Annotated in this window: 9 protein-coding genes and 3 tRNA genes; 4 read left to right on the top strand and 8 right to left on the bottom strand. The window is 28.0% G+C overall.

The window, feature by feature from the left end:
* Positions 1–4: 4 nt before the first annotated feature.
* On the bottom strand, positions 5–9,370 hold the full coding sequence (locus ACTQYZ_RS01860; protein WP_441415911.1) for a DNRLRE domain-containing protein: 9,366 nt from the start codon (positions 9,368–9,370) through the stop codon (positions 5–7).
* 232 nt (positions 9,371–9,602) lie between these two features.
* On the opposite strand from ACTQYZ_RS01860, the gene ACTQYZ_RS01855 reads away from it, so the two are divergent.
* Complete coding sequence (locus ACTQYZ_RS01855) at positions 9,603–10,322, top strand: MerR family transcriptional regulator (RefSeq protein ID WP_441020938.1); 720 nt, start codon at positions 9,603–9,605, stop codon at positions 10,320–10,322.
* 29 nt (positions 10,323–10,351) lie between these two features.
* Here ACTQYZ_RS01855 and ACTQYZ_RS01850 read toward each other — a convergent pair whose 3' ends face one another.
* Positions 10,352–10,774, bottom strand: coding sequence for a PPC domain-containing DNA-binding protein (locus tag ACTQYZ_RS01850; RefSeq protein WP_138268445.1), 423 nt, complete (start codon positions 10,772–10,774; stop codon positions 10,352–10,354).
* A gap of 286 nt (positions 10,775–11,060) precedes the next feature.
* On the opposite strand from ACTQYZ_RS01850, the gene ACTQYZ_RS01845 reads away from it, so the two are divergent.
* A complete protein-coding gene (locus tag ACTQYZ_RS01845; RefSeq protein ID WP_441415910.1) occupies positions 11,061–12,425 on the top strand; it encodes a PTS galactitol transporter subunit IIC in 1,365 nt (454 codons plus the stop codon).
* Positions 12,426–12,703: 278 nt separating this feature from the next.
* On the opposite strand, the gene ACTQYZ_RS01840 is transcribed toward ACTQYZ_RS01845, so the two are convergent.
* The 5 genes from ACTQYZ_RS01840 to ACTQYZ_RS01820 form a co-directional block, all read right to left on the bottom strand.
* A tRNA-Glu gene (locus ACTQYZ_RS01840) sits at positions 12,704–12,778 on the bottom strand.
* Positions 12,779–12,785: 7 nt separating this feature from the next.
* Positions 12,786–12,862: transfer RNA gene (locus tag ACTQYZ_RS01835), tRNA-Met, on the bottom strand.
* A 12-nt stretch (positions 12,863–12,874) separates the two neighbouring features.
* Positions 12,875–12,950, bottom strand: a tRNA-Met gene (locus ACTQYZ_RS01830).
* Positions 12,951–13,032: 82 nt separating this feature from the next.
* Positions 13,033–13,608: a hypothetical protein gene (locus tag ACTQYZ_RS01825; protein ID WP_329381693.1), complete on the bottom strand. Its 576-nt coding sequence runs from the start codon at positions 13,606–13,608 to the stop codon at positions 13,033–13,035.
* 126 nt (positions 13,609–13,734) lie between these two features.
* A complete protein-coding gene (locus ACTQYZ_RS01820; RefSeq protein ID WP_441415909.1) occupies positions 13,735–14,841 on the bottom strand; it encodes an SLC13 family permease in 1,107 nt (368 codons plus the stop codon).
* Positions 14,842–15,042: 201 nt separating this feature from the next.
* On the opposite strand from ACTQYZ_RS01820, the gene ACTQYZ_RS01815 reads away from it, so the two are divergent.
* Entirely contained in the window at positions 15,043–15,504 is a 462-nt protein-coding gene (locus ACTQYZ_RS01815; protein WP_441415908.1) for a MarR family winged helix-turn-helix transcriptional regulator, read from the top strand.
* On the top strand, positions 15,491–16,870 hold the full coding sequence (locus ACTQYZ_RS01810; protein WP_441021405.1) for an MATE family efflux transporter: 1,380 nt from the start codon (positions 15,491–15,493) through the stop codon (positions 16,868–16,870). The genes ACTQYZ_RS01815 and ACTQYZ_RS01810 overlap by 14 nt, the downstream gene beginning before the upstream one ends.
* A gap of 68 nt (positions 16,871–16,938) precedes the next feature.
* Here the strand turns inward: ACTQYZ_RS01810 and ACTQYZ_RS01805 are convergent, their stop codons facing one another.
* Positions 16,939–18,531, bottom strand: coding sequence for a Na/Pi cotransporter family protein (locus ACTQYZ_RS01805; RefSeq protein ID WP_441020947.1), 1,593 nt, complete (start codon positions 18,529–18,531; stop codon positions 16,939–16,941).
* Between the last annotated feature and the right edge of the window lie 139 nt (positions 18,532–18,670).

The raw sequence follows: 18,670 nt of genomic DNA, 5'->3' as shown, positions 1-18,670 counted from the left end.
CCTTTTACTTGGTTATATGTAAAACATATATTGCCCCAAGTTTATTTTCATTTAGATATTTACTTACTGGTTTATCCCATGCTTTTTCTGTATGTCCCGTATAATAAATTTTATCATTTGTTACTTTATTAATCATTGCTGCATGATTTATTTGAGCATATGGGCTTACTTTGAAATTTAATATATCACCAACTTTAGGTTTATTTCTTTTTATAAAAGTTTTAAGGTTTGTTTTTAGTTTTATTCCTCCTTTATATACTGCCATATTTGATTTTCTTAAATAATCACTTTGAGAATTTACTAACCTCCAATTTTGAGAAATTTTCCAATTATATTTTTTTCTCCAGTCAAATATTGCCATATAAGGAAGCTTTCCTCTTTTTTTGCTTCTCGTTGAGCACCAAGTTTTTGATTGTTTTATACCTCCTTTTTCCAAACATTGAGAAACAAAGTTTGCACAATCTGCACTTCTATAAAAGTAATATCCTGTTTTTTCATATTGTTTCCAGTTTAGATAGTAATGATTCTTAGCCCAATTTAAAGCTTTTTGTCTGTCATATTTATGCCCACTAGGATCAGTATAATTAATAGGGTCATTTGCACAATATGCATAAAGATGAAGACTTAAAGGTTCTTCAAACTCTCCTCTATATGTATCCATGGTTATAAATCTACCATTTTGAGGATTATAATATCTGGCATTGTAATAATAATTTCCTGTTTCTTTGTCATAAATTTGTCCGGTATAACATACTTCGTTGTTGAAATTTGTATCTCCTATCATTTCCGTATTGCCAAATTCATCATATTTATATCCACAAATTCCATTATTTTGTTCATTTATTATGGTTGTAACAGAACCTTTATAGTCTGAATTTAGTTTATATGCACTTATACCTCCGTTATTAAATCTTATTGTCATTTCGCTGTCTGAAATATTTTCACTGATTTTATTATTGTTAATATCTGTTGTGTATAAAACACTTCCTCTGTCATAATGATAATTTACCGTACTTTCTTCTTCATTTACCCTAACTTCTTTTCTTATTCTCTGAGAGTTTGCATCATAATCGTTATGTTGTGTCAATACTACATTTCCATTATCTTTTTCTTCATAATCAATAATTTGATTATTGATATCATAAGAATATGTGACGGTTTTATCACCTTGTTTTTCTGTTTTGGTATTTCCGTTTTCGTCATATGTATATTCTCTTAGTGTATTTCCCTGTGCTTTTACATCTAAAAGTTGGTTCAAATTATTATAAGAGTAAGTACTTGTAATACCTTGCTTTGTTTCACTTATTCTATTCCCCACTTTATCATATTCGTATGAAGTGGTTTCTTTATTGTTTTCATTTAATTTATCAATTACTTGAACTTCAATAAGTCTGCCAAGTTCATCATAAGAATATGATTTTAAATTATGTATTTTATTGTCTATAATATAATCATTGTAAATTTCTTCAGTTAAAATATTTCCGTTTTTATCATAAGTAAATTTATATTCTTCTCTGGTTTTTTCTAAATTATCAGAATTAACATATTTTATATTTGTGATTCTATCAAATTTATCATATTCATATGTTGTAAGGATATAATTATCGTTTATAACATCAAAGCCTGTATAATCTTTAACGTTTTTAATTGTTCCTTTTGGATAATAAGTATACTCGCTTACAAGTTTTTCTTTATTATCAGAAGTTGTAACAGCCTTAATTTTTACAACTTGTCCGTATCTGTTATATTCATATATAACTTCTTTTATACCTTTTTCTGCGTTTGGATAAATTATTTTTACTATCTCATCTTTATCGTTATAAGTATATAAAATCTTTTCATTATCCAAAGGATTTTCCTTTTCACCTTCATAACATGATACAAGTCTGTTTCTTTCATCATAACCATTTATAATATATCTTGAAGAAATATTGTTATTATTTAAATCATATTTATTTTGAACTGATTTTATACTATTGCCTGCAAGATCATATTCATAACTTATATCTTCAACTTTATAATTATCTTTTGTGAAATGTTCTTCTTTGATTAGTTTCCCTTCAAAATCATAAATAAAAGTTTTATAATCTCCTTTTTGATATATTTCCTTTACTTTGTTATCGTTTTTATCATATTCGTACTTGGTTACTATTCTTTTTTCATTCAAGCTGCCTTTACCTATATCTCTTATTTCAACGGTATTGCCAAAACTGTCAATAACTTCTTCACTTTTATTTCCAAGTGCGTTTATGGTTACATTCTTTGTATTGTCTCCTTCTTTTATATTTGCTTGTAATTTTGTTTCATTTCCTTCTTGTAATATTACAGAAGATTTTTTATTATCCAAAGAATATGTATATTTTATTGTATTTCCCATAGGGTCGGTTTGACTTATTTTGTTTCCCATATTATCATAAGCCATTTTTGTAACAAGTGAATTTTCACTATCAACTCTATAAGTTCCTTCTTGTTGATTATACAAAGGATTTTCTACAGTACAAATATTATTTCCTTTTTCATCATATAGATTAAACGTAACAATACCATCATTAACTTCTGCATCATCTTGAATTGTAAATGTTTTTATTATTTGACCTTGATCGTTATATTCACTATATGTATTTACTCCTCTTGAATATTCTTTTACAGTTTGTCTGTTTGAATCAAGATAACTTATACTTTCTATTCCATTTTCAGTATTTGTTTCCTTATATAGAAAATCATAAGTCTTACTTTCTTGTCCTATTATAAATTCATTTTCTTTTCCACTTGCATAATCATAAGATGTAGTACTTACATTTTCGACTCCGTTTTTTACGGTGGAAGTTTTTATTAATCTATTCATATTATCATATTCATAAGAAATTTCACTTCCGTCTTCTTTCTTTTCATATATTAAACTTCCATTTTCGTCATATCTATTTTCAGTAATAATCTGTTTATTACCTTCTGGCTCGTTATCTGGCTTTGTATTTTTAATGGTTTTTATAATTCGGTCATATCCATCATATACATACATAGTTGAATAACCTTTTGCATCTGTTTCTTTTATTACTCTTGAAAATTCATCATATACATTTTGGGTATTCCTTGTTTCATTTCCTCCTACTGTTTGCTCGGTTAATATATTACCTTTTTCATCATATGTATAGTGCGTTGAATTAGTATTGTTACCTGATACAATATTGCTTTCATTTATAATTTGACCTGTTTCATCATATTCTCTTATGATTCCATCTTTTGTAACATCATCATATTCTTTTAGTAAATTACCGTTTTTATCATATTCATATTCATTATCGGAAGTAACGATTCCATCAACATATGTGATGTCACTGCTGGCATCAAATTCTTCACTTTCATATTTATAAATCGTAACTGAACCATCGCTGTTTTCTTCTTTTATAATATTTCCTTTTGATGAAGCAATATTCCCAAGTTCGCTGTCATTTGATATATTATCGTATTTTGTTATATTGACCATTTCTTTTTCATTTTTGTTTATTGTTCCATTTTCATCAATATTATAAGTATCTGCATAACTAACTGTTTTTACAGTATTATTTCCTTGATAATATGTGTATGTTTCTTTTCCTAAAGAATCTTTATTATAAATTGTCTTTCCATCTTTATCATATTTAACAACTGTATCTGAAATAATACTGTTATCTTCACTTGTAAAGAAATTATTTATATCCTGCAACATATTATTATTTTTATGTGTATATTCAATAGTTGAATCAAAGTCTTGAACTTCTATATTGTTTTCTTTTGCTTTCATATATTCAAAACTTTTTGCTTCCTTATTTGGATAAGTCACTTTCTTTATCATATCCATATTATCTTCATTGTTATAATATTCTACAAGATATTCATTACCTTTGGCATCAGTAAATTTTGTAAGATTACTTCCATTTGAATAGTCATAATTATAGACAATATTATTATTATCATATGTATAGTTTGTAACTTTACTTAAAACTTTTCTTTTTTTGCCTAATCCAAAGGATACATCTTTATATTCATATAAAGAATACTTACCATGAGGCATATTTATTCTTTCAATTAAATTGTGTTCATTATATTCAAAAGTAATTATTGATCTTTTATTTTTAAACTCTTTTTGTTCTTCTTCTGTTTTATTTTGTAAAGCTTCATACTCTTCGTTAAATTCTTTTTCACTTTTAGAATTTAATATTTCTACTTCGCTTAAGAAACCTTTTTTCCCTTTTTTTCTATAATCAAGATTTGTTTCTTTTGCTTCCTTTACATCTTCATTAAAATATCTATATATAACACTGTTTCCATTTCTATCTGTCATAGAAGTTATTTGGCAATTTCTATCAAAAACACAAGTTAATCCATCTCTGGTTTTAATTATATATGTTTCATCAATTATTTCACTTGTATCATTATCATTGTCTACATCATGTGCATCAATGGTTTCAATTTTTTTGAGTATTATATATTCTCCATAAGGACTCTTGTATGTTGTTTCTTTTTCTATTATATTTCCTGTTTGTTCATCAATCTTTTCTTTAGGCTTAATATTATCTGAACTTAAGAATGTAAATATTGTACCACTACCGTCTTTATATACCATTCCTGTTGCATCATCATACTCGTTATATGTTTCAAGTAAAATGTGATTAAATCCAAAATCCCAGCCTATACCTAAAGTAGAAGATGATGTGCTAAGGCTGTTATAGACTCTTTCCATATTTATATCATTACTTTGACCTGTTACATTTCCATCAGATTGACTGTAAACAAAATTCCCCATACTTTGTTCAACATGTCCGTTACTTATTGGAGTTTCAATATCAAAATATCCCCAATAATCTTTTATTCCTAATCTTTTTGTATACTCATCAAAAGACATAACATGAGAAGCTACATTTCCAATTGTTCCATTACTTCGTTTATATGTGTCTTTAAATGATTTCACTGCAACAACTTTGTATGTAAAATCTTTATCATAATTATTAACAACCGATGATCTTGTAACTACGCCCTCTTCATTATTAGCATTGCTATATTGGTCTATAATAGTGTAATTGTCATACCAAAAATTATCTGTTACGCCTGATTGTATAATATATGCTTGTTTATCGTCATAAACATCTCCCTCACAACGATAAATATCATAAGTGATATCTTTATCTTCAGTTTTTATATCCCAGCTGATTTTTGTACGGTAATTGATACCACTTTGAACAGTAACATAAGTAGGATTAAACTTATTCATCATATCCACTTTTAATATATCGCCACTTGAAGCTTTTACGTTGATACTAATAGAAGATATTTTTACATTGTTTGGTATATTAGATTTTAATACAGCTTTTAATTGGATTTTATTTAACTTTAAGTCATTATTTGATAAATCTTTATCTAAAAGATATTCTTTATCACTTTCAATTTTTATAAAGTCGTTATTATTTATTTTAATATAATATTCTATATTACCCTCATCTATAATCTCTTCATCCGTTAACAATTTCAAAGATAAAATATTTTCATTCAAATTTTCATTTGAATAATTTAATATATAATTTCCTTCATTTTTTCCATTTGCTAATTTGATTTCTCCGTTTTCTTTTATTGTATTTTCGAATACCTCATCCTCAGCTTTTATATTTTTAAATATAGAATATTCATAACTTGAAGAAGAATATTGTACTTTATCTTGTGTATTATCCCTAATCAATAAAGAATGAATACTATCATCAAAATATTTTTCTTCATCAGAAAAATCAATTTTTCCATCTTCATTAGGTTGAATTTTTTTACCATTAATAAAATAATCCAAAGACGTTGGAATATAATCATTATTTGATAAATCTTTCAACTTAAATTCTTCTTTTTCATTCTCAAAAATTACTGCATCATTTTTGCTATTATAATTTCCATTTTTTTCAACTGTAAAATCTGCAGCATGTTCTATAACTTCTCTCTTTTGTACTACAATTTCTTTTTCAGTTATATTTCCACAATCATCTACAGCAGAAATTTTTATTGAATATTTACTTCCTGAAGGATATTTTTCATTATCACTTAAATTGATAACAGCTAAATTACCTTGTATATTATCTTTATTTTTTGAATTTAAAACTTTTTTAACAAGTATATAATCTTCTTTTGTTGGATTTTCTTTATTTGCAACATATATATTATAACTTGTAAGATTATTGTCTGCTATTTCACCTTTAATATATAGCATATTAATAAATTCAAAGTTATTTGATGGAGAAGAAATATTTATTTCAGGGTTTTTCTTATCTAAAACATATTTAAGTTCTCTTATATTTCCTTTTTCTCCATTTTCATCTACAGACACAAAATAGAATGTATGTGTACCTTGTGATAAGTCACTTTCATTTAATAATACACTTTTAATATCATATCTTGTATTTATATCAACATTAGGATTTGAATTTTCTATCTTTTTCCATTGTAAATTTATATCATCTATAACATATTCAATGTGGTCAACGTTAGATATGCTTTCATCACCTTTTATCCAATTATAATTTAATTTTATGTTTGAACCATCATTTGAAAAAGCTTTTTCAAATGATACAATTGGAGTAGGTGGAGGATTTTTGATAAATACAGTTTTTGTATCTTCACTCGTGTTTCCTGCCATATCTTCAACTATAACTTTTATTTTATACTCACCTGCATCATATTCTGTAGTATTTAAATTGAAAATATCAAGTGTTTCAGTTAAAAGGTTTTCTTTTGATGAACTATCAATAAGCAATATTTTCTTTTTATATATTTCTCCACTTCCACTTTTATCATCCTGAGCATCAAAAGAAATCTGAGCCATTTGTTTTAAAATCTCATTTTGAGTAGGTTTTGTAATAGTTACACTTGGAGGTGTTAAATCTTTATTATAAGAAATTACTGCCTCATCATATCCTTTATTATCATTTGCATAAAATTTGAAACTTAATTGATATTTTCCTTCCTTTAATTTATCAAAATCTTTAATAATTTTATTTACATTATAATTTTTAAATTGTTTAGGATATATATTATCTTCAAAAGTTAAATTTGTTTCATCATATCCTTCTATTTTTTGCCCTTTATCATTTAAAAGTTGTACAATAATTTTACCAAGATTAAGTTGCGTATTCCCATCTTTATAGTCAACATCCCAAGAAACGATAACATCTTTCTTATTTGTATTATTGCACCATGGATTATTATCATAATTAGAAATAAAACCGCTATCGTCTTTTATTTGTGGAAGTATCATATCACTAATAATATGTTGTGCACTATTAACACTAACCAAATTACCACTTTTATCAACTGTTGTTATTTTTGCATATACCGTTTGACCTGATGGTACATTAGTTACTGTTGCAATATTAGTTGAAGCCCCTACTGTTATAGGAGAGCCAATAACACCTTCACTATTATATAATTGAATTTGATGTTCTCTAATACCGGAAGGATTAACAGCCGGTTTATCAGTATTTACTTTATATGTTACTTTAACATTTGATGTATCAGAATCCGATGAGCTTCTAGATGAACTAAGTTTAATATCACTTACCGGATTAGGTGGTGTTTTATCTATAAACACAAAGCAGTATGAACCACTTCCTTTATTACCACCCTTATCAATTCCTCTTACACCAATTGCATATCTACCTTCTCCCCATTTGGAGGTAACGCTTTCACCAACAGTAAATGTCCCACTTGACGCAGCAGAACCTACAGAAGAATATGCTTTTAGTTCTGTTGCATTTTCAAATACATTATCTGCACCATATTTTATATATCTTGACTGTACAGCATCAAGACAGTTACTGGTTATTCCACTCCATTTTACAGTTAAATTTGTGCCTTTTTGCAAATATATCGTACTTGCAGAATTAACTGTTACACTTGCTTTTGCAGGAGGTTTAGGAGAAGGAACAGTATATGTTACAGAAAGAGTAGGTCTTTTAGAAGATGTAGAAGACCTTGTTCCATGAAACGAATTATAGTTTTTTGTAGAAGAACTTTCTACACTGGCTTTTAAAAGAATACCATAATTTGCTTGAGTACCTTTTGCCCACTCTTGTACAAGTTTTGTAATATTTAATGAATGTGCGGAACTTGCATTACTTAATTTTTTTGAAGCATAAACAGTAGTCGCATACTTAGGTCTTGTATTCCATGTTACTTCTCCAAGAGCCCAAGATGAAGTATTTTTATGAACTTCTAATGTTGAAAACGGAGATCCATTTGATAGTTCATATAGGTTAAGATTTGCGTTTGTTACATAATTCCCTTTTATTTTTGCTTGTAATTCAGGAAATTTTATAAGAGTTCTACATATTTTATCAGTTGATCCATAACCTATCGGCATTTTTCTTATGGTACTTACATAAAAATTAGATGTAGGATATCCGCTTTCAATATATACATCTTTAACACCGTTTGTAGCTTTTGCTGTATATGTAGGATCAATCATTACAGGATAAACTCTATCCTTACTTTCCAAATAATCTTTTGAAACCGTTAGTGTTAAAATATATGTATCAGTTTCTTCCTCGCTTTTTTCAATAGAATACTTTAGATCCTCACTATATCCACCATTTTCACTGCTGTCTGTCATATAAGGAGTAAGAATTGCACCTACCTCTTCTTTAGGATTATCTTTATCATAGAAAATAACACCACCAACTTCAGGAATTCGAGGAATCATTCCGCTACATTCTATTTTATATGTAAATATATTCTTATCAGTGGGTTTATTTATAATTATATTTTCTTTAATTCCGTTATCTATTGGAATATATTCCATATCAATATTTTCATCATCACTGCCATATACAATTTTTGTATTCTTTTCTTCTTTTTCGTAATATATTCCTTCTACAGTTTCTTTTTTAAGCTCGCCCTTTGTTTCTTCTTTAGAAACTTCTTTTTCAAAAATAGGATAAAATTTTACTTCATTATTGTCCTTATCCTGAATACTTATTGGAACATCAGATGCTAAATCTTCAGGAAGCTTGATATCTACCATACCTTCTTTGTTAGTATATTTATAATTATCCATAACACTTCGTTTTCTTCTTGTAGGCATGGTTACAATAGAATTATCATAATCGATATATTCTCCTTGTTCATTTTTATATCGTACATCAGATGTATACATATCGATCGTCCTTGTTCCATCTTCATTTTCATAAACAGTATAATCTTCGCTTTTTTCAATTACATCACTTTGCCTTGAAGTTTCTTTAGGAGGTTCTGTATTTTCTTTTGCACTGACAACTGGTGCATAACCTAAAAGTACAACTTCAAGAAACATCATAAACGCTAAAGTTGTTGAAATAAGTTTGTTAGATAATTTTGTATTCATCCCTCTTCTCCTTATCATATAATTTTATTATTTTTATCATTTTATTTTTATATTTTTTTCATATAAATTTCATATAATTAAAATATCACTATATTTAAACCTTTACAATAGATTTAAGACTTTCTTAATATTTATTTAATTACTTGAATAAGAAAATAATATAAAATAATATAAAAAACACTTGCTCGTTACTCAAGGTAATATTGTAGTCTTTCACTAAGGAGGTGATACTATGTCATTATATACAACCGGAGAAATAGCAAATTTAGCAAATGTATCAGTAAGAACAATTCAATATTATGATAAAAAAGGCATTTTAAAACCTGTTAAGTTAAGCGAAGGAGGAAGAAGATTATACGATGAAGAAAGTCTTAAAGATTTAAATTTAATATGCCTTTTAAAATCAATCGGACTTTCTCTTACGCAAATCAAAGAAATAATAGAAACAGATATTAAAGACGAACTAATATTAGACATATTGGATGAACAAACAAAAATATTAAAGAAAGAAGAAAAAGATATATTACAAAAACTAAATTCTATAAAATTAATAAAAAACTCTGTTCTAGATAAAAAGAATCTTCCGGTAAATTCACTTAAAGACATAGCAACTATAATGAAAAGAAATAATCAATTAAAAAAGATCCATATTAATATGGTTATAATCGGAATCCTAATGGACATTATAACTATTGGAACGCTTTTATTTTGGATAATAAAAGGGATATGGCTTCCTTTCATTTTTGGAATAATTATTGTAATTATTCTTGGTTTAATATCCTTTAGACTATATTATAATAATATTTTATATATATGCCCTAAGTGTAAAGATTTATTTAAACCAACGATTTTTAAATTTTTATTTTCTTATCATACACCAAAAACAAGAAAACTAACCTGTCCTAAATGTCAATATAAGGGATATATGGTAGAAACATATGACGAAAAATAAAATAAAAAAGGAGTGCATGCACTCCTTTTTTAAAGAAACTTATATAAGTTAAGTCCTGTATCTTCATCATATTCTCTTTCAACTTTTCCTTCAATTATATTTAAAGTAATTTCACTGGTTGCAGAAATATAACATTCATTTAAGTGTCCGCCAAACACCTGCATATCTTTGTTGCAAAGTGTTATATGAACATGAAGATATACTTCATCATCAAAAGTTGAAATATTCCCTATAAGTGAAGTAATTTCCATAGCTTCTTCATATGAAGTCCTATGATAAACTTTTTGTTCCGTATCATAAAGGCCTATACTTACTTTATTTGCCGCCCCAAGACCAACAAAGTTACCAAGTTTGATATTTTCTTTTCTGCATAAATCGGTAATTGAAGATATTACTTCATCTCCTTTGTTAAGTCTTATAATATACTTATCTTTAAATTTTCTAAATTCCATATAATTGCCCCCTCAGACAAAATATTTATTTAAATTCATTATAATCTTTTGACAGATAAATCACAAGCAAAGAGCCTTTTTTTAATATATATTTAATATTTTACAAAGAAATTTTATCCATTTAATGCAACATACAAAAGATTATTTATTCATATAAAAATCATTACTAAAAAAGTAATGACAATTATCAAATAATTATAAATAAAAATCATTATGTTTTCTTTGACTGTATATAAAAAAAGTTATATAATTTATTTAAGTTATTACGTTTTAGGGAGGATACATCATGGATTATATTGTAGGCTTTTTTGATATCTTATCAAGCTTGGGCGCAAGCGTTATGATGCCTATTATCATTTTCGTTATTGCCCTTTGTATCGGCACAGGCTTTGGCAAAGCCTTAAAATCAGGACTTACCATAGGGGTTGCATTTATAGGAATAAACCTTGTAATCAATCTACTTGGTAACACTATAGGTCCGGCAGCACAACAAATGGTTGAAAATCTAAATTTAAATCTAAATATACTTGATGTTGGCTGGCCGACTGCAGCTCAAATTGCATTTTCAACACAGGTAGGAGCGATAATAATACCTGTATGCTTGCTTGTAAATGTTATTATGCTTGTACTTAACTTAACACAAACAGCAGACATTGATATTTGGAATTTCTGGCAGCTTGCTTTTACAGGTTCGTTGGTTGCAATTATTACATCATCAGTTCCTCTAGGACTTCTTGCCGCAGTATGTGAATTTGTAATTGCTTTGGTTCTTGCAGATTTAACGGCAGAGAGAATAGCAAGAGTTACCAAAATGGAAGGAATCAGTTTCCCTCATACAATGACGGTAGTCCTTGCGAGTATTTCTTTTGTAGTTGATAAAATTATTGATAAAATTCCTGGACTTAACAAAATAGACATCAATGCAAAGAAGATGGAAGAAAAACTTGGGGTACTTGGAGATCCTTTAATTGTAGGATTTGTAATCGGACTTATCATAGGTATCCTTGCTTATGGAATAAAAGCATACGATAAATATTTATTAATTGCCATAACTCTTGGAGCTACACTTGTTTTAATTCCTGCAATGGCAAAATACTTTGGTGAAGCATTAACACCAATTTCAGAAAGAGCACAAGTTATAATAAACAAAAAATTCAAAAATAGAAGTAAAATATATATCGGTATGGATGCCGCAGTAGCCCTTGGTAATCCTACAACCATAGCAACAGCACTAATCTTAACTCCTGTAATTATTTTACTTGCATTAATCGTACCTGGGAATCAATTCTTACCATTTACAGACTTAAGTTCTGCACCATACATAATGGCATTAATTGTTCCAATGTGTAACGAAAATGCATTTAGAAGTTTACTTATTGCAATATCAATGATGGCAATTGGTGTACTTCTTTCAACCGCAATTGCACCGGTATTTACACAAGCTGCAATAAGTGCATCTTATCAACTTCCGGAAGGCTTCAGCTTGGTTAGTTGTATTTCAAATGCTTCAACACCTCTTAACTTTATACTTGTTAAAATTTCAGAATGGTTCAGAGGCTTTGGCGCAATAGCAATTTTCTCAGTTGTAAGCTTAGCATGTGCAATCGCAAACGGTATTAGAATTAGAAAACAAGTTAAAAACGAAAAATAATAAAAATTAAAAGCATCCTTAAAGGATGCTTTTTTAATACCAAAGCATTTTATTTAAAACTTTCATATATCTTTACTATTCTTATTTTTTTCTCAAATTTATGATTAAAGTCTATACTATACTTTTTTATTTTAATAGTCATACTTATATAGAATGGAGATTAGAAGAATAAAATTTCTTAATTATAAAATAAAAACTTTTAAACTTTCTATTTACATACACCCTATTATTAAACTATATAAATAAAAAACTACCGTTACGGTAGTTATATCTCAAATTGGTGACCCCTAGGAGAATCGAACTCCTGTTTTCGCCGTGAAAGGGCGACGTCTTAACCGCTTGACCAAGGGGCCATATATATGGTAGCGGGAATAGGATTTGAACCTACGACACCACGGGTATGAACCGTGTGCTCTAGCCAACTGAGCTATCCCGCCATATTTACATTTTGGTTGCGGGGACAGGACTTGAACCTGCGACCTCCGGGTTATGAGCCCGACGAGCTGCCAACTGCTCCACCCCGCGTCAGCACGATATATTATAGTATAACCATATATATCTTGTCAATACTATTTTTATATTTTTTTTAATTTTTATTTTACATAATTTAAAAGTGAAATTTATCACTTAAATCTTCAATTTCTTCATACTCTTTTTTCTTTTTCATTAAGAATAAAACAAGGAATGCTCCTATAATTATTCCAAGCCCAAGACCTATAAAGAAATCAACTGGATAAGTTGTGATTATATAAAGTCTTAAAAATGCAACCAAGCCAGTAATACAAAGTGCATATAAACCAAACTGTTTATTAGTATAATAAATTAAAACGGTACTGCTTGCGCACATCATTATATATCCAGAAGGAAAAGTATATCTTCCAATTTCAGGCAGATATATTCCAACACCGTTTGTGCTTAAGAATTCTCTAAAATGAAATAAAACAGGTTTCATAACTTCATTGCCCACTATAGAGCAAAGGAAAAGCCCGATAATGATTAAAATAGAAACTCTTTTATCTCTTGTATAAAAATATAAGAATATACTTGCTACAATCCATATAAATCCCATAACCAAAACATTACTTATAATAGGTATAATATGATTTGATAATATCGTATTTAAGGATATTGGAAGCGCCAAATTATCTACAAACATTATTATTGAATCAATTATATTATCCATACATGACTCCTATGTAAATTTTTAAATTATTATAAACCAATTTACTAAAAAGTTCCACTTTTTAATAAATAAAAAGAATAAATATAACATTATTTATTCTTTTTTTATATAAGATTAATAATTATATCATAAAACAAGTGCAATTATTGTAAATAAAACAAGTAAAATAACATTAAGAATAGTAAATGTTATAATATATTTCTTTGCTTCTACCTTTTCGGATTTTAAATATATCTTAAAGGAAATCAAACTTGCAAGAGAAGCAATTAATGTTCCAAGTCCTCCAATGTTACAACCTAAAATCAAAGCCTGATAATTGTTTGTAAACACAGAAAGCAAAAGTGCTGAGGGAACATTACTTATTATTTGACTTGTAATTATAGAAGTAACAAGAGCATTTTTTTCCATAAGTAAAGATATAAAATCATTAATTTGAGGAATTCTGCTTATGTTTCCGGCAAATACAAAAAAACATACAAATGTTAAAATCAGTGAATAGTCTGCATATCTTAAAAGTTTTTTATCAAATATCAGTATGGCTAAAACAATAATAACCAAAAGTATCTTATAATCCAATATATTAAAAACTGATAAAAGACATATTAAAAACAACACTATAAAAATAGCAGTCTGCTTTATGTCAAAAGTAAAGTATTTATCAAATTTTACACTTATTACTTCATCTTTTATATATAGACAGCTTAGTAAAAGATATATTAAACTAAGTAACACATAAGGATAAATAATAGAAACAAGCCCTCCAAAACTCAAGGAAAATTTACCGTATAAATATAGATTTTGAGGATTTCCTATAGGAGTTGCCATACTTCCGAGATTAGCTGCAATAGTTTGATTTACTATGGTCCATATTAAATACTCTTGTTTATTTATCATTTTAAGTATTAAAACACAAAAAGGAACAAACGTTATAAGAGCTACATCGTTTGTTATAAACATAGAGCTTATAAATGGAAGCAAAACAAGAATTAAATATAATAATCTAAGACGTTTTTTTCCATATAAAAGTCTTTGAGCAAAGGAAGTAAAAAAACCATGCTTTTGAAGCCCCTCTATTACAATCATTAATGAAAATAAAACCGCAAGCACCTTAAAATCAATATAAGAAACATAATCTTTTGAAATTGGAACAAAAAAAACCGATATTAAAGCAACTATAAAAGATACAAAAAGTATAAATTCACTTTTAATTTTCAATAAAATTTTATTTAACATATAAAACCCTCTCCCCGATTACTATCAAACTATTATAAAATATAAATTCTACTATTTTTCATGAATATTTTACAACAATTAAAAACCTTTTTACAAGCATATATTTACATAATAAAAATGTCTTTTATATTGACAAAAAAAACAATAGTGATAAAATAATAATCAATTAGTTTACAAGTAAACTAATAAGGGGGAATATTTATGTATTTAACGAATATAGAAAAAGTATTAAAGCATTTTGCAAATATAAGAAAAGTTTACGCAAAATCATTCACTAACATGTTAGAGGATGACTCTTTTTCTCCAAATGAAATAAACGTCTTGATTTTTTTAAACAATAATCCTAAAAAAAATACATCAAAAAAATTATGTAAATATCTTGATGTATCAAAAGGTCTTGTTTGCAGAAGCATAAATGCACTTTTAAAAAAGGATTTAATAAAAATTAAACCAGACGATGAGGATAAAAGAATTCAGCGAATAATTCTTTCAAAAAAATCAGATAAAATAATAAAACAAATTTTAGATACAAAAAAAGAAATGGACAAAATTATTTTAAAAGAACTTTCCATTGACGAAATAAATCAAATGGAAAAAACAATAAAAAAAATATTAAATATCTTTGAAGAAAGGGCAAAAAACTATGAAGATAAAAATGTCTAAAGAAGTTGATCTTGGGAAAGAACCCGTTGGCAGATTGCTTATGATTTTGGCTTTACCTGCTATTATATCTCAAATAGTAAATGCTTTGTATAACATGGTAGACAGAATGTACATAGGGCATATCCCAGAGGTTGGAGCAACGGCTCTGACGGGAGTTGGAGTATGTTTTCCTCTTATAATGATAGTTTCCGCTTTTGCTTATTTATTTGGAGTTGGAGGTTCTCCAAGAGCAAGCATATTTATGGGAAGAAAAGACAATGAAACAGCTGAAAAAATATTAGGTAACTGTTTTAGTTCACTAGTAATAGTATCAGTTATTTTATCCCTAATTATGCTTATATTCAAAACCCCACTTCTTTACCTTTTTGGGGCAAGCGAAAATACCATAACATACGCATCAAACTATATAACAATATATGCCATAGGAACAATATTTGTTCAACTTACTCTTGGGCTTAACGCTTTTATATCAGCACAGGGTTTCTCAAAAATAAGCATGCTTACGGTTTTAATCGGCGCAGTAACAAATATTATTCTTGACCCTATTTTTATTTTTGGTTTGAATATGGGTGTAGAAGGTGCTGCAACCGCAACTGTAATATCTCAAGCCTTAAGTGCATTATTTGCATTTAAGTTTATAACGGGAAATAATACAATATTAAAATTAAAAAAGAAAAACTTTAAATTAGATAAAAACATTATACTACCATCTGTTGCACTTGGAGTAGCTCCTTTCATAATGCAAAGCACAGAAAGCGTACTTGTTCTTTGTTTTAATTCTTCACTTCTTAAATACGGAGGGGACTTGGCTGTAGGTGCAATGACAATTTTATCAAGCATAATGCAATTTGCAATGTTACCTCTTCAAGGTATTACCCAGGGAGGACAACCTATAATAAGCTATAACTACGGAGCAAGAAACAAAGAAAGAATAAAGAAAGGATTTAAGTTAATTCTTTTAAGTTGTCTTTGTTATTCGACTTTACTTTGGGCAGTTTCACAATTTTGCCCTAAAATACTTATAAATATTTTTACTTCAGACCCAAATCTTGAACAACTCTCATTATGGGCTATTAAAATATATATGGCGGCTCTTTTATTTATGGGTGCTCAAGTTGCATGTCAGCAGACTTTTATCGCCTTTGGAAAAGCAAAAATATCAACATTCCTTGCAATATTCAGAAAAATTATATTGCTTATCCCGTTAATTTATATATTACCGGCTTTAATGGATAATAAACTTAAAGCAGTATTTTTAGCAGAACCAATAGCAGACATAATTGCAATAGCAACAACTTGCACAATGTTTATGATAAGTCTTAAAAAAATAATAAAAGAAATGGATACTGATAATGTAGCTAATTAGTAAATAAAACTTTTTAGATGCATTTTACAAAATAAAAGACCTGTGAATAACACAGGTCTTTTTATTATTTACGCTTCATGAACTGTTATCATATCATAATCTCTTGCAATTGCAAACATATGTTCATTTATTCTTTCCACATCATTTACAAGTTGAGAGAAAAATAAAGTAAGTTCAAAAGAAATGCTTTTTTCTTTCATTCTCATTATTTGACGTTTCTTTGTTTCTTTACAGAAAGCCTTAATTCTTGCATATTGCGCTTCTTCTTTTTTAAGATCTTTTAAATCTTTTGATGCCATAAAGATAAGGTTTTGAAGTTGCCCGATTCTATCTTTTTCCTCACTGTTTAAATCAACTTTTTCTTTATATTTTTGTATTCTTACAGCATAATTTGAAATTCTTTCAATATCAATTAACAAATGATAATAAACACTCATTTTAAAACTGTTTTCACTATTTTGTTCAATTCCAAGAGCTTCTGTAATATATTCAGATAGTTTTAAATTAAACTCATCTACTTTTTCTTCTCTTTTTAAAAGTTTCTTTTCTCGCTGCTTATCAAATTCAACAAGCTGTGAAAGACTTTCGTTTATATTTTTAAATGCCATTCTTTGAATGTTATTTATTTCGTGTTCTATTTGTTCAACTAAAATTGCAGATGTACCAATTTGATATGAAAGAGTAGGAAGAGGACTTTCCAATAAATCTTCCGGCTCTTCTTCTTCCTTGATAGGAAGTATTTTTTCCGCAAATGTTGCAAGATATGAACCAAAAGGTAACAATAAAAGTGTTGTTATAATGTTAAATAATGTATGCATATTTGCAATTTGTGCCGCAGCATTGTTTGGTGTAAATGAACCAACAAAGCTTGTAAGAGGAGTTAGCATACAAATTACTGTAAATATAACTGTACCTATAATATTAAAAGATAAGTGGATAACAGTTGTTTGTTTTGCTTCTCTGTTTGTTCCTATTGAAGCAAGAACAGCTGTGATACAAGTACCTATATTTTGTCCAAATAATACATAAACTGCTCCATCTAAACCTATAAGCCCGTTTAAAGCAAGTGCTTGAAGAATACCAACTGATGCACTTGATGACTGAATAACTGCAGTAAATACAGCACCTGCCATTATACCAAATATAGGATTAGAGAATTTTGTCATTAAGCTAATGAAAGTTTCAGATTCTCTTAAAGGCATCATTGCACTACTCATCATTTCCATACCGATGAATAAAACACCAAGTCCGGCAATTATTTCACCAATACAGTGTGATTTTGGATTTTTAATGAAAACTATCATTACAACCCCAAGGAAAGCAATAACAGGAGCTATAGCACCTATATCAAGAGCAATTAATTGTCCGGTTATTGTTGTACCGATATTTGCCCCCATAATAATCCATACAGCTTGTCTAAGAGACATCATTCCTGCATTTACAAATCCTACAACCATAACCGTAGTTGCACTTGAAGATTGAATAACTGCAGTAATAAGAGCACCTACTATTACACCGATAATTCTATTTGATGTAAGTTTTTCCAGTATGCTTTTCATTTTATCTCCGGCAGCAGTCTCTAAACCACCACTCATCATTTGCATACCGTAAAGAAACAGAGCAAGTCCTCCAAGTAAACTTATAACATTCGATATTGTCATATACATTCTCCCTTTAATTTTTTTCATGTAAAGTTTTCGTATAAATTACGCATATTTATTGTAAATTTATGTAAATTAAATGTATATAGAGTATTCTCATTTTTTACATTCACTTTACATAAATTTTACGTTTGAGAGC

It is taken from the genome of Anaerofustis sp. LCP19S3_F7 (genome assembly GCF_052119445.1).
Lineage (GTDB): Bacteria > Bacillota > Clostridia > Eubacteriales > Anaerofustaceae > Anaerofustis > Anaerofustis butyriciformans.
This window is presented reverse-complemented; position numbering and strand designations above follow the sequence as displayed.